This is a genomic window from Saliniferula longa, assembly GCF_050789285.1.
Classification (GTDB): domain Bacteria; phylum Pseudomonadota; class Alphaproteobacteria; order Rhodobacterales; family Rhodobacteraceae; genus CAVPWP01.
Genome location: NZ_JBOUVX010000002.1, coordinates 404,569 through 418,764, shown reverse-complemented (window position 1 = coordinate 418,764; position 14,196 = coordinate 404,569). Strand labels below are relative to the sequence as shown.

Sequence of the window (14,196 nt, the reverse complement as noted above, 5' to 3'; positions counted from 1 at the left end):
TATATCGGAGTGCACCAGAGAGGCAGACAATGAACCGACGCACGTTTCTCATGACCGGCACGGCCCTTGCCCTGACGGCGGCCGCCCTTCCGGCGCAGGCGGCGCAAATTCCGCTGAACCGCATCTCGGCCTATCTGAACGGCCTTCAGACCGTCGAGGCCGGCTTCACCCAGATCAACCCCGACGGGACGATCTCGACCGGGCGCGTCTTCATCAGGCGGCCCGGGCGCGCGCGCTTCGAATACGATCCGCCGGAAGCGGCGCTGGTCATGGCGGGCGGCGGGCAGGTCGCGATCTTCGACGCGAAGTCGAACCTTGGCCGGCCCGAGCAATACCCGCTTGCCCGCACGCCGCTGTCGATCATCCTTGAACAGAACGTCGATCTGGCGCGGCGGAACATGGTCGTGGGCCATACCTACGACGGCACCGCGACCACGGTCGTGGCGCAGGACCCCGAGCATCCCGAATATGGCCGGATCGAGCTGAACTTCACCGACAACCCGGTCGAGCTGCGCCAATGGGTCGTGGTCGACGGGTCGGGCGCGCGCACCACGATCATCCTGCGCGACATGAAGGCTGGCGGCGATCTTGCCGCCTCGCTGTTCAACATCACGCTCGAGACGCAGCGGCGGAGTCGCTGACCGCGCTAGATCTTGCCGCAGGCCCGAAGCTGCGCGTCGTACATCTGCGCCCGCGAGGCGACGCTGTCGGACACCCTCAGAAGCCAGGGCTTCGCGTTGTAGCTGCCGCGCGCATAACCCGAACGCCCTTCGTGATAGGCCAGGTACTGGTTGCGCGCGTCGGCCTTCGAGATGCCCAGGCTCTCGTTCGTCTTGTGCATGTACCAGCCCATGAAGTCCGTCGCGTCGCGGAAGTTGTCGCGCTTGGCGCGGCGGTTCCCGGATTCGGCCAGGTATTCCTCCCAGGTTCCGTCCAGCGCCTGGCTATAGCCGAAGGCCGACGACTGGCGGCCCATCGGGATGATGCCCATGGCATAGCGGAACGGCGTCCGGGCATCGGCGTCGAACTTGCTTTCCTGGTGGATGGTAGCCATCTGCACGGAAACGGGCACGCCCCAGCGGCGCTCGGTCCGCTGCATGTCGCGCAGGTAGGTCGGGCGCTGGCTCACGATGCTGCAGGCGTCGTCGAGGTTGCGCGGGGGCGAGTCATATCGCGCGCCGCAAGCCGACACGAACAGCACAAGGATAAGAGCGCGCAGGGGTCTGCTCATCTGCCTCTCGCTCGAACATTCTTTTTCTTGGAGGCACTCTAGCGCAACTGAGGCGCGGGGAAAACGGGCAAAAGCGTCGCTAGGCGATCACGAATGCGATGAGCCCCGGCAGAACCGCGACCGACAGCAGGGTCGAGACGACAACAAGCCCGGCCACCGCATCGGCATCGGCGCCGTACTTCTCGGCGATCAGGTACGAGGTGACGGCGACCGGCGTCGCAAGCTGCATCATGAGGACAGCGAAAGGGACCGGGTCAAGGTCGAACCAGCGTCCGATGACCCAGCCGATCCCGATGCAGACGCCCGCCTTGAGAAGCGAAAGCGCGGCCGCAGGCCCAAGCCGGGTCGGCGCCAACCGCGCCACGGCGACACCAAGGGTGATCAGCATAAGCGGGATCGCCAACTGGCCGATCAGCGACAGCGTGTTGGTCAGGAACGTGGGCGTCGTCCATCCCTGCCAAAGGAAGAGAAGCCCCAGAAGCGTGGCCGCCACCATCGGTTCGCGCACCACCTTCAGGGGCGATCCGCCGCCCGCGACAAGCCAGATGCCGAAGGTGAAGGAATAGACCGCCATGATCGCGAAGATGACGACGGCGAAGCCAAGCCCCTGGTCGCCAAAGGCGAACAGCGCAAGCGGCAGCCCCACGTTTCCGGTGTTCCCATAAACGAGCGGCGCGAGATAGGTTCGCACCTCGAGCCGCCAGAGGCGGACGACGACCCACATCGCCAGCGTGATCGCCGCATAGGAAAGAAGCGCCGCCAGCGACACCGCCGACAAGGCCGAGGGCGCGATTTCGGTGGTCATCAGCGCGGTAAAGATCAGAGCGGGCACGCCCAGGGTCATCGACAGCTGGGTCACGAATCGGATTCGATACTCGAATCCGAGGCGCACCCAGACGAAGCCGATGCCGGCCAGAAGGAAGACCGGCGCCACGACTTCAAGAACTGTAAGGCCAAGGTTCACAGTCTGTTTCCCGGAAATTCGGGCCCGCGCATGGACATGAACCCGGTCGCGGGACTACTAACGACACTACGGGGGTAATGCCATGCTGAAGACGCGTGCGAAGTATTCATTGGGCCAGGTGGTCCGTCACCGGAAGCATCCCTTCCGGGGGGTCGTCTTCGACGTCGACGCAATCTTCTCGAATACCGAAGAGTGGTACGACGCAATTCCCGAGGAAAGCCGCCCCGCGAAAGACCAGCCGTTCTACCATCTTCTGGCCGAGAACGATCAAAGCTACTACGTCGCCTACGTCTCGGAACAGAACCTTGTCGCCGACTATTCCGGCGAGCCGGTCGATCATCCCGACCTGCCCGACCTCTTCGGCGATTTCCAGGATGGCCACTATCCGCTGTCGGTCCAGTTGAACTGACGCCGCGCCCTAGTAGCCCAGCGCCAGCCCGTCCTTGCGCGGGTCCGACGCCCCTTCAAGCACACCCCTGTCATGGTCGATCCGGATCGCCTGCGCGCCGCCGATGGGCGTCTCGGGCGTGACGACCTTGTGTCCAAGGTCGGACAGCGCCTGACGCACTTCGGGTCGGTAGCCGCGTTCAAGCGCAAGCTGCCCGTCACTCCAGAAGCTGCGCGGCGCGTCGATCGCCGTCTGGAGGTCAAGCCCGTAATCGACGAGGTTCGTAAGCACCCGCGCGTGGCCGTTGGGCTGATAGCCGCCGCCCATCACGCCGAAGGGCAGGGTCACCCGCCCGCCTTCCCGCAGCATGGCGGGTATGATCGTGTGCATCGGTCGCTTGCCGCCGCCGGCCTCGTTGGGATGGCCCGGTTCCAGCGTGAAGCCCGCGCCACGGTTCTGGAACAGGATGCCGAACTTCTTGGACGCCACGCCCGAGCCGAAGCCCGAATAGATCGAGTAGATCAGCGACACCTTCATCCCGTCGGCATCGACCACCGTCAGATAGATCGTGTCCTTGTGCACCGTCTCGGTCACCGCTCTTGGGTCGGCGATGACGCGGGTCGGGCTGATCAGCCCGGCTAGCCGCGCGGCGGTTTCCGGCGCAAGCATGTGGGCAAGCCGCGTCGTATGGTCCGGGTCGGCGATGAAGCGGTTGCGGGCGTCATAGGCCAGTTTCGCGGCCTCGGCCTCGAGATGGGCGCGCGCGGGCCCGAACGGGTCCATCGCGGCCAGGTCGAAATGCGAGAGGATCTTCGCCATCAGGATCGCCGTCGCGCCCTGCCCGTTCGGTGGATGTTCGACCAGATCGACCCCACGATAGTCGCCGCTGACCGGTTCGGTATAGTCGCAGGCCGTCGCCGCGAAATCCTCGGCGGTGTGGACGCCGCCGTGGGCGCGCAGGCTCGCGACCATGTCGTCGGCCACCTCGCCCTCGTAGAAGGCAGGCGCGCCGTGCGCTGCCACGCGCCGCAGGACCTCGGCTTGGCCGGGGGCGCGAAAGACCTCGCCCACGGCGAAGGGGCGGCCGGCGTTCAGGAACAGGTCGCGGGCACGTCCGACAAGGACCTCGCTGTCTTCGGCCAGATCGAAGGCCACGCGCGGGGCGATGGGGATCCCGTCTTCGGCATACCGGATGACGGGGGCGAAGACGCGGTCCCGACCAAGCCGGCCCCAGTCGTCAAGAAGGCGACAGAACGCGTCGATGGCGCCGGGAATGGTGACGGGCACTGCCCCGCCCTCGGGCATCCGGGAATGGCCGGCGGCCCGAATCGCCTCGGCGTTCAGCGCAGCCGGCGCGCGGCCCGAGCCATTCATGGCCAGCACGCGCTCTTCCCCCGGCGGGGTGAACAGAACGAAGCAATCGCCGCCGATTCCGGTCATCTGCGGCTCGGCGATGCCCTGAAGAAGTGCCGCCGCAATGGCCGCGTCCATGGCGTTGCCACCGGCCTTTAGCGTCTCGACCGCGACCAGCGTGGCCAGGGGGTGGGACGTCGCCGCCATTGCGTTAGTGGCAAGAACCGGCGATCGGCCGGGCAGGTGGAAATCGCGCATGACAGGGATCCCTTTCGTCTTGCGACGAAAGCTATCGCCGGGGCGCGCCGTTGCCAATCGACGAACGCAACGTGCCGGCGTGACCTGTCTTTTCCTCGGGGAGATAAACCTCGGCGCCGCGCACTGGGTGGGGGCTGTTAACACGCGGCGCCGAGGGAAGCCGTTTGCAGCTACCCGATCAAGATCGCCGACCTTTCAGGCCGACGTTGGGTCGCAATAAGGCATTTTCGGGGCAGTGGGTGCGGAGGGCTCACACTGGATCACGCGGCTGCCGAGTGCCCCCGGACGGCGATCCGGAAGGTTAGCACGTTCTGATCATCGGCCCGGCGATAGTCGAGCTCGCGTGCAAGGCTTCGGATCAGGAACCACCCGAATCCGCCCTCGGGCTGATCATCAAGCACGGGGGCCGGGCCGGCATAGGCCCCGATCGGCGGCCGGCCATCCGGCATGGGGCTTCCCGAATCGCGCAGGCAGCAGTGCAACCCGTCGCACGCGGCGACCACCGAGATGTCGATGCGCCCGGGCTTCACCCCGACGTAGGCGTGTTCGACGATGTTGTTCAGCGCCTCGGCCACGACAAGTTCGACCGACCCGCTTTCCTCTTGCGACAGCTCGAGCGGCGACATCGCACGGATCATGCCCGAAAGCGCGCTGCGCACCTCTTCGTGCGTGGCGTCGATCGACTGGCGGAAGACCGGCCGATCATCCGGCATGGGCAAGGTCCCCGATCCCGAAGGCGCTGTCCTCGTCAGGGAAGATCGCAAAGACGGTATCCATGCGCGTCAGGCGAAAGACCTTCTGGACCGCGGGCGTCGGGGCCATCAGATCAAGCCGCCGGGACGGACCAAGCACCTTCATGGCCGCGACAAGGGCGCCCAGCCCGCTGCTGTCGAGAAAGCCGACCTGCGACAGGTCGAGCACCACCCGTGCGGGGCCACCCTCCGTCACCTGACGCATCGCGTCCTTGAACTGCACCGCGACGGCGGCGTCGATCCTGTCTTCGCGCACCGCCACCAGAAGATCGCGCCCGCGCGGCATGGCATCCAACTGCATCTCCGGTCCCTTCGCCGATCCGATCGCGGCAACGCTAGACGCCAGTCGTTAGCATTCGGTAAGCAGGGGCGATCGCATCGAAGGGACAGCGCATGACGGGGGTCTGGATCACGGGGGCGGCGCGCACACCCATCGGCGGATTTCAGGGCGACTTCGCCGATCTCGAGGCGGCGGCCCTCGGCGGCGTGGCGATCTCGGCCGCGCTGGCGAACGCGGGTGTCGACCCCGCTTTGGTCGAGGACCTTCTGATGGGCTGCGTCCTGCCCGCCGGCCAGGGGCAGGCCCCGGCCCGGCAGGCCGGTTTCGCGGCCGGCCTCGGCGACGGGGTGCCGGCCACCACCATCAACAAGATGTGCGGATCGGGGCTCAAGACAGCGGCGCTGGCGGCCGACCAGATCGCGTTGGGGCAAGCCGGCATCGTGGTCGCCGGCGGCATGGAAAGCATGACCCGCGCGCCCTACCTGCTGCCGAAGATGCGTGGCGGCGCGCGCCTCGGCCATGCCCAGGCCATCGACCACATGTTCCTCGACGGGCTCGAAGACGCCTACGACAAGGGCCGGCTCATGGGCACCTTCGCCGAGGATTGCGCCGAGGCGTTCCAGTTCACCCGCGCCGCCCAGGACGACTATGCGCTGGCCTCGCTTCGCCGCGCGCGCGACGCACAGGCCTCGGGCGCCTTCGCGGCCGAAATCGCCCCTGTTGCGTTGGGCGGACGCAAGGCGGGGGTGACGGTCTCGGCCGACGAGCAGCCGGCCAAGGCGCGGCCCGAACGGATCCCCGACCTCAGGCCGGTCTTCCGCGAAGGCGGAACGGTCACCGCGGCCAATTCCTCGTCGATCTCGGATGGCGCGGCGGCGCTCGTCCTTGCTTCGACAGCCGCGATCGAGGCACAGGGCCTTCAGCCCCGCGCCCGGATTCTCGGCCACGCCAGCCATGCCCAGGCGCCGGCGCTCTTTCCCACCGCGCCGGTCCCGGCCGCACGGACGCTGCTCGATCGCCTGGGCTGGCGCGTCGCCGACGTCGACCTGTGGGAAGTGAACGAGGCCTTCGCCGTCGTCCCCATGGCGTTCATGCGCGAACTCGACGTGCCGCACGACCGGATGAACGTCCACGGCGGCGCCTGCGCCCTTGGCCACCCGATCGGCGCCTCGGGCGCGCGCATCATCGTGACCCTTCTCAACGCGCTTGAACGTCACGGGCTGCGGCGCGGCGTCGCCGCGATCTGCATCGGCGGGGGCGAAGGCATGGCCATCGCGATCGAAAGGCCCTAGACCCTGCCCGGTCTTCTTCTGGCGAAAAAATACCTTCGGGGGTGAATTGCCCCGGAACCCGGGGCAAGAGGGGGCAGACAGCCCCCCTTTCTTTCAAGGATGGCCATGCGCGCAGACTACACCACCCTTGCGGCCACCGTCGCCGCTCTGACCGAAGGCGAAACCGATGCCGTGTCCCTCATGGCCACGGTCGCGTGCGAGGTGCACCACGCCGATGACCGCTTCGACTGGACCGGCTTCTATCGCGTGACCGAACCGGGCCTGCTGAAGATCGGACCCTACCAGGGCGGACACGGCTGTCTCGTCATTCCCTTCGACCGTGGCGTCTGCGGCGCGGCGGCGCGCACGGGCCAGGTCCAGATCGTTCCCGATGTCGAGGCTTTCCCGGGCCATATCGCCTGCTCGTCTTCGACACGGTCCGAGATCGTCCTGCCGGTCCATGACCGCCAGGGCCGCCTGATCGGCGTCCTCGACATCGACAGCGACCTGCCCGCCGCCTTCGACGACACCGACGCGCGGGGCCTCGAAGCGATCCTGACCGCCACTTTCGGACGGCTGGGATGACCGGCGCCTACGATCCGCCAAAGACGCCGCTGACGATCCTGCACAAGGACCACGAGATCCTCGTGGTCAACAAGCCAGAGGGTCTGCTGTCTGTTCCGGGGAAGGGCGAGGACCTTGCCGACTGCCTGCTGACGCGCGTGCAGGCCGCCGTCCCCGGGGCGCTTCTGGTTCACCGCCTCGACCGGGACACCTCGGGTGTGATGATCTTCGCCCTGACACCCCGCGCCCAGCGCCATCTTGGCCTGCAGTTCGAACGACGGCACGTCAGGAAGACCTACGTCGCCCGCGTCTGGGGCGAGGTGGCGGATCGGGCCGGCACCATCGACCTGCCTCTGATCGTCGACTGGCCGAACCGGCCCAGGCAGAAGGTCGATTTCGAAACCGGTCGGGCCGCCCGGACGGACTGGCGCGTGGTCCGGGTCGAAGACGGGACGACCCGCGTGCGCCTTTACCCCCACACCGGGCGGTCGCATCAACTGCGCGTCCACATGACCGAGATCGGGCACCCGATCCTTGGCGATCCGTTCTATGCGACAGGCCCGGCGCGGGAATTCCCGCGCCTGATGCTTCACGCCGAAGCGTTGCGAATCCGGCACCCGGATGGCGGCGCCGGGATCGGGTTCAGCGCACCCTGCCCGTTCTGACCGGTCCCGCCGTCGCTTCGTCGTCCCGGCCATCCGGCGCCGCGACAAGCAGCGCAAGGGTCGAACTCAGAAGACCGCAAAGCAGAAGAAGAAACGCCAGACCGACGACCAGGACGGCGGTCGAGGCGCCGATCCAGATCAGGGCGGCAATCGCCATGCCGGCAAGGACCCCGAACACAAACACGAAAAAGACCATGACACACACCACTGGCAGCACTGTGAACGATAGCACGATGCACCCGAGTCGTGGCGTGAATTTGACCGCCCGCGGGTCGCGGCGGGGTCTTTTCGTGCCGGATCAGGGGGCCGAAGGCGTCAGGAACCGCTGGATCGACCCAAGTTCTTCCTGCCGGATCTCGTGCCCGCCGGGATGCCAGAAAGTGGAGACCGCGGCCTTCTGTGCCAACAGGTAGGCAACAAGCGCCTGCGTCAGCGGCGCCGGGCAGATCGGGTCACGCTCGCCCGCCGTGACATGGACACGCCGCCCCGAAAGGCCCGGCTGCGGCGCGGGCGTCCACGGGATGAGCGGGTGCATCAGCACGAGGTCGTCGACAAGGTCGGGGTGCAGAAAGGCCACCGCGGCAAGGATGTTCGCGCCATTCGAATAGCCCAGGGCAAGGACCCGCCCGGCCCCTGTTCGCGTCTTCTCGGCGGCGATGAACGCGGCCATCGCCTTGGTCCGCCGGGCCAGGTCGTCCATGTCGTAGACGCCTTCGCCGGTCCGGCGGAAGAAGCGCGCGGCGCCCATCTCGGAGACGTCGCCGCGGGGCGACACGACATGCGCCCCCGGCAGAAGCTGCTCGGCAAGCCCGTGGAACTGGTCCTCGGACCCGCCGGTCCCGTGGAAGGTCAGGAACAGGGGCGCCCCGTCGCGCCCGTCCGTCCGCCGTGCGACATAGGACATGTCAGTCTCCGATGGGTTCAAGATAACGCTCGAGCCGTTCGCGCAGGTGGGCGTGCTGCGCGGGAAGCTTCAGCGCCTCGCCCAGATGCGCGGTGTCCTCGTCGCGGTCGAAGCCGGGTTCGTTCGTGGCCACCTCGAACAGCACACCGCCGGGCGTGCGGAAGTAGATCGCCCAGAAATAGTCTCTGTCGATCACCGGCGTGACCTGCCAGCCGGTGTCCATCAGCGCCTCGCGGACCTCAAGCTGCCGGGCGCGGTTCTCGACGGCGAAGGCGATGTGATGCACCGACCCAGCGCCCTGTCCCGCGTGGGGGGCGCCCGACACCGTCTCGATGTCGATGACATCGGCGCCGTTGCCCCCGGCCACGGCGAAACGCGTCACCGCCCCATCGCGGTCGATCTCGTCATAGCCCATGAAACGCAGAAGCTCGGCCGTGGCGCCAGCGTCGCGCAGCCGCATGGCGGCCGAGTGAAAGCCACGGATCGCCATGTCTTCGCCGACACCGTTGCCGGTCCAGGGCGCGCGCGGGTCATCCGTCGTGCCGACAAGGGCGAAACCGTCGCCGTCGGGCCCTTCGAACGCAAGGACCGGGTCGCCGAAACGCGTGCCGCTGGCCATGCCCTCGACCCCGAGGGCGGACAGTCGTTCAGCCCAGGCCGGCAGGCTGTCCGCGGGCACCGAGAAGGCGGTCGTCCCGACCTCGCCCGCGCCCTTGCGACCGCGTGCGGCCATCGGGAAGGGGAAGTAGGTCATCACCGTTCCCGGCGAACCCGTCTCGTCGCCGTAGTAAAGGTGATAGACGTCGGGCGCATCGAAATTGACGGTCTTCTTGACGCGCCGCAGGCCCAGCCCGTGGGTGAAGAAGGCGTTGTTCTCGACCGCGCCCGAGGCCAGCGAGGTGACATGGTGAAGGCCCTTGATCTGCTTGAGCATGATAGTGCTCTCCTGGAAATCGCTGAGCCTCAGATAGCACGTGCACAAGCGCGATTAACCCCTAAACATGCGCCCCGCTTGTGCGCTTGCGCACATGGGCATCCTCGCCACCCTGGCAGCTTGACCTTGCTCAATGTCGAAGGACGGGAACACGGCAAAAGATAGGGGCATGAACCACCGATCCGCCCCGCGCCCGCACTCCCGCCGCCCCACGGCGATCGGCGCCCCCTGGCTTGGCGCGATCTATGTGGCGGTCGTGCTTCTGCCCCTTGTCGCGGCCCTTTCGGGCGGCAGCGGCCATGGCCTGCCGCTGATGCGCCTGTCCGCCGCCGCGGGCACGGCCGGGGCCGCGATGGTTCTGCTTCAGATGCTGTCGAGCGGCCGGTTCGAGCGGCTGTCCGGGGGCGTGGGCATTGACGTCACGATGGCCTTCCACAAGTGGGCGGCCCCGGTCGCGCTGTTTCTTTCGGCCCTCCACGTGGCCGCACTTGTGGGCCCGCCTGATCCGGACAGGCCGGGACGGGTCGCGCGTCGGGCCCAGCTGTTCTGGTCGTCGGACGCCTTGCTTGATGCCCGGCTTGCCCTTCTTCTGCTGGCGCTTCTCGTCATCGTCGCCCTGCTGCGCGATCGCCTGCCGCTGCGGTACGAAACCTTCCGGGCTACCCATGCCCTGGGCGCCGTCGCTCTGGTCGGGCTTCTGACCTGGCATATCCTTGGCGACGCGCGCGGCGGGACATCGACGACGACCTTCTGGCTGGCGCTGACGGCGGCCTGCGTGCTTCCCGCGCTTTGGGTCTATGGGCGCCGCCTGTCCACGCCGGACGACGCGCTGTGGAGCGTGGCCGAGACGCGGCCGATCGCGGACGGGCTTTGGGAGCTTCTGCTGACCCCGCCGCAACGCGGTGGCTTGGCCTTCGCCGCCGGCCAGTTCGCCTGGATGGCGGTGGGTCGACGGCGCCTTCCACTGTGGGATCATCCCTTCTCGATCGCTTCGGCGCCGGACGATCCGCGTATACGCTTCATCATCCAGGAGGCGGGGGACTTCACCTCCGCGATCGGCGATCTTGCGCCGGGCACGCGCGTGGCGCTTGACGCGCCCCACGGTCGCTTCGGTGTCGGCGACGACAGTTCGGGGCCCGTCGTGCTGATTGCCGGCGGCGTCGGTATCGCACCGATCCTGTCAATCCTCACGGACCTGGCCTCGCGCGCCGGCACACGGAAGGTCCGGCTTATCTACGCGGCGCGCAGCCCCTCGGCGATGATACCGCCCGAGCTTTATCTTCCGTCCTGTGAACGCCTTGGGCTCAGGCCGGTGCTGCTGGTCGACGAGGGGGCCGAGGCGACGCCAGGCCTTGGCCAGGGGCCGCTTCGTCCCGAGCATCTTGCCGAGGCGCTTCAGGGTCTTGAATCTGCACGGACGACGGCGCTGATCTGCGGCCCCGGGCCGATGATGACGGCGGCGGCCGATGCGCTGTGGCGCCTTGGGGTGCCGCTTGGGCAGATCGACTACGAACGCTTCAGCTATTCCGCCGGCGGCGCTTCGGCCAAGGATCGCCGACGCCTTCTGGCCTTCGCTGCCACTTTCGCAGCGATCTGCGCGGGGGTCGTCGCCTACTCGGCCCTCTGAGCCAGCAGCCAGTCGACCAGGATGGCGCGGGTCGCGGGATCGGGCGCGCGGTGGGTTGCAAGAAACGGGTCGAGCCACTGGCGCCGGTCGTCCGACGTGGCACCGGGCAGGGCCGCGACGACCGCGGCCGCGTCACGATGACAGCGGGCGCAACTTCGGTCCCAGGCCGCCTGCGCCTGAGTGGCGGACTGCGCCAGGACGGGCGCCGCCATGATCGCCAACGCGACGGCTTCAATAATGACACGCCGCGCTGCCGGCCGGCGTTTCCGCTTCCGCGGCATCCCGTCGTCCTTACTGCCGAACGTCAATGCGCGGCTGCCTCCTGCATCGGATGATCAGGGGCTTCGTCCTCGGCGCCCAGCATATCGGAGCCAAGAACCGGTGTCTGCCGATGGCGCGGCGGCCCCGCGCGGCGGATCAGCCAGGCCGCGCCGACGAGGTCGGGAATGCCGACCAGCGCCCGCGACAGGTTTCCGTATTTCGACTGCCCGCCCTGTCGTTCACGATGGCTCACGGGCACCGTTTCGATGCGCCATCCTTCGCGCAGCATCATCGCCGGCATGAAGCGGTGGATGTGATCGAACCAGGGAAGATCGAAATAGGCCTCGCGGCGGAAGGCCTTCAGCCCGCATCCCGAATCCCTGACTCCATCGCGCAGCAGCGACCCGCGGATCACGTTCGCCACGCGCGAGCCCAACTTCTTCGCCAGACTGTCGCGACGGCCCTGGCGTTCGCCCTGCACCAGTCCAAGCGACCCGGATGCGTCATTGTCGAAAGGCGCAAGCAGGCGCGGAATCTGATCGGGCGGGTTCTGGCCATCGCCATCGAGCGAGACGACGATACCGCCCCGGGCGGCGCGCACCGCCTGGCGGATGGCCGACGACTGCCCCACCGAGGACCGGTTGCGGTACCACGAAAGCCAAGGGTACTTCGAAGACAGCGCGGCAAGCCTGTACCACGTTCCGTCCGACGACCCGTCGTCGATCACGATGACCTCGAAGGACTTCCCCGCCAGGACGCTGCCGATGTCTTCGATCAGCGGACCCAGGGCGACGATCTCGTCCCGGGCGGGGATGACGACGCTGATGTCGGGTGTGTCGGTCATGGTTCAACCTCCTGTGAGGGGGCATCGGCGACATTCCAGATGCCATAGGACGAATTCCGGAAAAGAAGCGTCTCGCGTGGGCTCCAGCCGGGCGCGCGGCGATCGGGACGGGCGATGATGACGCCCTGCGGATGGGCCTGGGCCCAGGCCTGCAGTTCGGCCTCGTCGTCGGGCGTGGCGACCGGCCGCGTCAGCCGACCGGTGAAATTGAACTCGGCGTGGTAGGTCTGACCGTAGAGGGCGATGCCCGCGCCCTCGTGCGGCGCGATCATCCGCGCGACACGGCCGGTTTCGTAGAGAGTGGCCGCGGCCGACAGGCCGGTCAAAAGGTTCAGCGACAGCACCAGTCCCAGCGTCAGAACCGCCCCGCCGCGCAGCCCGCCCGTCCGGACGCCCAGCCAGACGATCGCGATCATCACAAGGCCCCAGGCCAGAAGCCGGGAGGGCGGATCGAACAGCTGCAGGACATCCTCGGACGGCAGAAGCCCCGCGGCCACGGCGATGGCGAGGCCGGCGAGGACCAGCAGCGGGATGCCCGCCCAGAACAGAGTGAAGCGCGGAACGTCCCGCGACACCCGCGCGACGATCAGCGCGATCGCCGCAAGCTCGGGGACCATGTAATGGATCTGCTTGCCGCTGATCGCGCTGAACAGAAGCATCGCCCCAAGGACCCAGACGGCGGCAAGCCTAAGCCCCGCCTCGGACCAGGCCGCGCGGGCGAGGCCGCGCAGAAGCGCGGGCGCGAAGACCCAGGGGAAAGCCAGGGCCGGAAACACCGCAAGATAGAACCACCACGGGCGGGCATGGGCGAAGGACTGCGACATGCGTCCGGCGCTTTGCGTCCACAGGATGGCCCGGCGATAGTCCTCGCCGCCCAGAAGCGCGGCCGGACCGACCCAAAGCGACACCGCCGCCAGCGCCGACAGAAGCGCGATACCGACGCCTGTCAGCCCCTCGCGCAGCGGCATCTCGCGCAGCGCCTTGCCCCAGACGGGGGCGAGCAGGGCCGCGGGACCCAGATGGAAAAGGATGACTGGCCCCTTGGTGATCACCCCAAGGGCGATGGCAAGACCAAGCGCCACCCACCAGCGGCGCAACCCGGTCTCGACGGCGCGCACCAGCGCCAGCATGCCCGCCAGCGTCGCCACGGCGAGCATCGCGTCGAACATGGTCAGGCCGCCGGACAGCGCGAAGACCAGCAGACCCGCAAGCGCAAGCGCGGCGCGGCCGCCAATGTCGGGGTCGTCGGGCCAAAGGCGCGCGGCCAGTCTTGCGACAAGTGCGATCGCCGTCGCCGCCGCTGCCGGACCCACAAGGCGCGCCGCGATTTCCGACACGCCGGTGAACAGCCAGACCAGATTGATCAGCCAGAACAGAAGCGGCGGCTTGTCGGTGTAAAGGGCGAAGTTCTTGGTCGGGACCAGATAATCGCCCGCCAGCCACATCTCCCAGGCCACCGAAAGATACCGCGTCTCGTCGACCGGAAGGGCCGGGCGCAAGAGGACCCCGGCGACCGCCACCAAGAGAAAGCCGGCGATCGCGCCGGCGACAACCTTTCCGTTGCCCATCAGGCGGCCTCGCGCCGGCTTCGGCCGATCAGGATCAGGTTGCGGGAATAGACGACAAGGCCAGTGGCCTGCCCAAGGATGAAGACCGGGTCCAGGCGCCAGATCGCATAGGCAAGCAGGGTCAGACCGCCCGCAAGGCTCAGCCACCAGAACGCAAGCGGGATGACGCTTTCGCGCCGCCGTTCGCTTGCGATCCACTGGACGAGGAACCGCGAGGTGAAAAGAAGCTGGCCGAGAAATCCGATCCCGATCCAGAATGTGCCTTCCGACATTTGCGCAGACCAGCCCTTTCCGCGACAAGAGGTTATGCGCCCGATGACGGTTGAACCTTA

Annotated in this window: 18 protein-coding genes; 6 read left to right on the top strand and 12 right to left on the bottom strand. The window is 67.7% G+C overall.

Going from position 1 to position 14,196, the window contains the following annotated elements:
- Window positions 1–29 precede the first annotated feature (29 nt).
- A complete protein-coding gene (locus tag ACRDNQ_RS08565; RefSeq protein ID WP_431828234.1) occupies window positions 30–641 on the top strand; it encodes a LolA family protein in 612 nt (203 codons plus the stop codon).
- Window positions 642–646: 5 nt separating this feature from the next.
- Here the strand turns inward: ACRDNQ_RS08565 and ACRDNQ_RS08560 are convergent, their stop codons facing one another.
- The gene (locus tag ACRDNQ_RS08560) at window positions 647–1,231 is read right to left on the bottom strand and encodes a transglycosylase SLT domain-containing protein (protein WP_431828233.1); all 585 of its coding nucleotides are present in this window, start codon (window positions 1,229–1,231) and stop codon (window positions 647–649) included.
- Between the two features lie 79 nt (window positions 1,232–1,310).
- On the bottom strand, window positions 1,311–2,195 hold the full coding sequence (locus tag ACRDNQ_RS08555) for an AEC family transporter (RefSeq protein ID WP_431828232.1): 885 nt from the start codon (window positions 2,193–2,195) through the stop codon (window positions 1,311–1,313).
- Window positions 2,196–2,277: 82 nt separating this feature from the next.
- Here ACRDNQ_RS08555 and hspQ point away from each other — a divergent pair, with 82 nt between their 5' ends.
- Window positions 2,278–2,604, top strand: a complete 327-nt coding sequence (hspQ, locus tag ACRDNQ_RS08550) for a heat shock protein HspQ (protein ID WP_431828231.1) — start codon at window positions 2,278–2,280, stop codon at window positions 2,602–2,604.
- A gap of 9 nt (window positions 2,605–2,613) precedes the next feature.
- Here hspQ and ACRDNQ_RS08545 read toward each other — a convergent pair whose 3' ends face one another.
- The 3 genes from ACRDNQ_RS08545 to ACRDNQ_RS08535 form a co-directional block, all read right to left on the bottom strand.
- A complete protein-coding gene (locus tag ACRDNQ_RS08545) occupies window positions 2,614–4,194 on the bottom strand; it encodes a gamma-glutamyltransferase family protein (protein WP_431828230.1) in 1,581 nt (526 codons plus the stop codon).
- Between the two features lie 260 nt (window positions 4,195–4,454).
- On the bottom strand, window positions 4,455–4,907 hold the full coding sequence (locus ACRDNQ_RS08540) for an ATP-binding protein (RefSeq protein WP_431828229.1): 453 nt from the start codon (window positions 4,905–4,907) through the stop codon (window positions 4,455–4,457).
- Window positions 4,897–5,247 carry an STAS domain-containing protein gene (locus ACRDNQ_RS08535; protein WP_431828228.1) on the bottom strand — a complete coding sequence of 117 codons (351 nt, stop codon included), beginning with the start codon at window positions 5,245–5,247 and terminating at the stop codon, window positions 4,897–4,899. The genes ACRDNQ_RS08540 and ACRDNQ_RS08535 overlap by 11 nt, the downstream gene beginning before the upstream one ends.
- Window positions 5,248–5,339: 92 nt before the next feature.
- Here ACRDNQ_RS08535 and ACRDNQ_RS08530 point away from each other — a divergent pair, with 92 nt between their 5' ends.
- The 3 genes from ACRDNQ_RS08530 to ACRDNQ_RS08520 all read left to right on the top strand — a co-directional run bounded on the left by ACRDNQ_RS08530 (window position 5,340) and on the right by ACRDNQ_RS08520 (window position 7,726).
- On the top strand, window positions 5,340–6,518 hold the full coding sequence (locus ACRDNQ_RS08530) for a thiolase family protein (RefSeq protein ID WP_431828227.1): 1,179 nt from the start codon (window positions 5,340–5,342) through the stop codon (window positions 6,516–6,518).
- A 105-nt stretch (window positions 6,519–6,623) separates the two neighbouring features.
- A complete protein-coding gene (locus ACRDNQ_RS08525; protein ID WP_431829095.1) occupies window positions 6,624–7,082 on the top strand; it encodes a GAF domain-containing protein in 459 nt (152 codons plus the stop codon).
- Window positions 7,079–7,726: a pseudouridine synthase gene (locus ACRDNQ_RS08520; protein WP_431828226.1), complete on the top strand. Its 648-nt coding sequence runs from the start codon at window positions 7,079–7,081 to the stop codon at window positions 7,724–7,726. The genes ACRDNQ_RS08525 and ACRDNQ_RS08520 overlap by 4 nt, the downstream gene beginning before the upstream one ends.
- Here the strand turns inward: ACRDNQ_RS08520 and ACRDNQ_RS08515 are convergent.
- The 3 genes from ACRDNQ_RS08515 to ACRDNQ_RS08505 form a co-directional block, all read right to left on the bottom strand.
- Window positions 7,704–7,883: a hypothetical protein gene (locus tag ACRDNQ_RS08515; protein ID WP_431828225.1), complete on the bottom strand. Its 180-nt coding sequence runs from the start codon at window positions 7,881–7,883 to the stop codon at window positions 7,704–7,706. The genes ACRDNQ_RS08520 and ACRDNQ_RS08515 overlap by 23 nt on opposite strands.
- A 141-nt stretch (window positions 7,884–8,024) precedes the next feature.
- Complete coding sequence (locus ACRDNQ_RS08510; RefSeq protein WP_431828224.1) at window positions 8,025–8,630, bottom strand: alpha/beta hydrolase; 606 nt, start codon at window positions 8,628–8,630, stop codon at window positions 8,025–8,027.
- Window position 8,631: 1 nt separating this feature from the next.
- Window positions 8,632–9,564: a VOC family protein gene (locus ACRDNQ_RS08505; RefSeq protein ID WP_431828223.1), complete on the bottom strand. Its 933-nt coding sequence runs from the start codon at window positions 9,562–9,564 to the stop codon at window positions 8,632–8,634.
- A 169-nt stretch (window positions 9,565–9,733) separates the two neighbouring features.
- Between ACRDNQ_RS08505 and ACRDNQ_RS08500 the strand changes: the two genes are divergently transcribed.
- Window positions 9,734–11,191, top strand: coding sequence for a ferredoxin reductase family protein (locus tag ACRDNQ_RS08500; RefSeq protein WP_431828222.1), 1,458 nt, complete (start codon window positions 9,734–9,736; stop codon window positions 11,189–11,191).
- Here ACRDNQ_RS08500 and ACRDNQ_RS08495 read toward each other — a convergent pair.
- The 4 genes from ACRDNQ_RS08495 to ACRDNQ_RS08480 all read right to left on the bottom strand — a co-directional run bounded on the left by ACRDNQ_RS08495 (window position 11,176) and on the right by ACRDNQ_RS08480 (window position 14,136).
- Window positions 11,176–11,403 (bottom strand): hypothetical protein, encoded by a 228-nt coding sequence (locus ACRDNQ_RS08495; RefSeq protein WP_431828221.1) that lies wholly within the window; start codon window positions 11,401–11,403, stop codon window positions 11,176–11,178. The genes ACRDNQ_RS08500 and ACRDNQ_RS08495 overlap by 16 nt on opposite strands.
- Before the next feature lie 92 nt (window positions 11,404–11,495).
- Window positions 11,496–12,296 (bottom strand): glycosyltransferase family 2 protein, encoded by an 801-nt coding sequence (locus tag ACRDNQ_RS08490; protein ID WP_431828220.1) that lies wholly within the window; start codon window positions 12,294–12,296, stop codon window positions 11,496–11,498.
- Window positions 12,293–13,864, bottom strand: coding sequence for an ArnT family glycosyltransferase (locus ACRDNQ_RS08485; protein WP_431828219.1), 1,572 nt, complete (start codon window positions 13,862–13,864; stop codon window positions 12,293–12,295). Before ACRDNQ_RS08485 ends, ACRDNQ_RS08490 begins: the two co-directional genes overlap by 4 nt.
- The gene (locus tag ACRDNQ_RS08480) at window positions 13,864–14,136 is read right to left on the bottom strand and encodes a lipid-A-disaccharide synthase N-terminal domain-containing protein (RefSeq protein ID WP_431828218.1); all 273 of its coding nucleotides are present in this window, start codon (window positions 14,134–14,136) and stop codon (window positions 13,864–13,866) included. The genes ACRDNQ_RS08485 and ACRDNQ_RS08480 overlap by 1 nt, the downstream gene beginning before the upstream one ends.
- Window positions 14,137–14,196: the final 60 nt, after the last annotated feature.

Coding starts and splice junctions, on each gene's coding strand:
- ACRDNQ_RS08565 (WP_431828234.1), top strand. CDS start 30: ATGAACCGACGCACGTTTCTCATGACCGGCACGGCCCTTGCCCTGACG.
- ACRDNQ_RS08560 (WP_431828233.1), bottom strand. CDS start 1,231: ATGAGCAGACCCCTGCGCGCTCTTATCCTTGTGCTGTTCGTGTCGGCT.
- hspQ (WP_431828231.1), top strand. CDS start 2,278: ATGCTGAAGACGCGTGCGAAGTATTCATTGGGCCAGGTGGTCCGTCAC.
- ACRDNQ_RS08545 (WP_431828230.1), bottom strand. CDS start 4,194: ATGCGCGATTTCCACCTGCCCGGCCGATCGCCGGTTCTTGCCACTAAC.
- ACRDNQ_RS08540 (WP_431828229.1), bottom strand. CDS start 4,907: ATGCCGGATGATCGGCCGGTCTTCCGCCAGTCGATCGACGCCACGCAC.
- ACRDNQ_RS08535 (WP_431828228.1), bottom strand. CDS start 5,247: ATGCAGTTGGATGCCATGCCGCGCGGGCGCGATCTTCTGGTGGCGGTG.
- ACRDNQ_RS08530 (WP_431828227.1), top strand. CDS start 5,340: ATGACGGGGGTCTGGATCACGGGGGCGGCGCGCACACCCATCGGCGGA.
- ACRDNQ_RS08525 (WP_431829095.1), top strand. CDS start 6,624: ATGCGCGCAGACTACACCACCCTTGCGGCCACCGTCGCCGCTCTGACC.
- ACRDNQ_RS08520 (WP_431828226.1), top strand. CDS start 7,079: ATGACCGGCGCCTACGATCCGCCAAAGACGCCGCTGACGATCCTGCAC.
- ACRDNQ_RS08515 (WP_431828225.1), bottom strand. CDS start 7,883: ATGGCGATTGCCGCCCTGATCTGGATCGGCGCCTCGACCGCCGTCCTG.
- ACRDNQ_RS08510 (WP_431828224.1), bottom strand. CDS start 8,630: ATGTCCTATGTCGCACGGCGGACGGACGGGCGCGACGGGGCGCCCCTG.
- ACRDNQ_RS08505 (WP_431828223.1), bottom strand. CDS start 9,564: ATGCTCAAGCAGATCAAGGGCCTTCACCATGTCACCTCGCTGGCCTCG.
- ACRDNQ_RS08500 (WP_431828222.1), top strand. CDS start 9,734: ATGAACCACCGATCCGCCCCGCGCCCGCACTCCCGCCGCCCCACGGCG.
- ACRDNQ_RS08495 (WP_431828221.1), bottom strand. CDS start 11,403: ATGGCGGCGCCCGTCCTGGCGCAGTCCGCCACTCAGGCGCAGGCGGCC.
- ACRDNQ_RS08490 (WP_431828220.1), bottom strand. CDS start 12,296: ATGACCGACACACCCGACATCAGCGTCGTCATCCCCGCCCGGGACGAG.
- ACRDNQ_RS08485 (WP_431828219.1), bottom strand. CDS start 13,864: ATGGGCAACGGAAAGGTTGTCGCCGGCGCGATCGCCGGCTTTCTCTTG.
- ACRDNQ_RS08480 (WP_431828218.1), bottom strand. CDS start 14,136: ATGTCGGAAGGCACATTCTGGATCGGGATCGGATTTCTCGGCCAGCTT.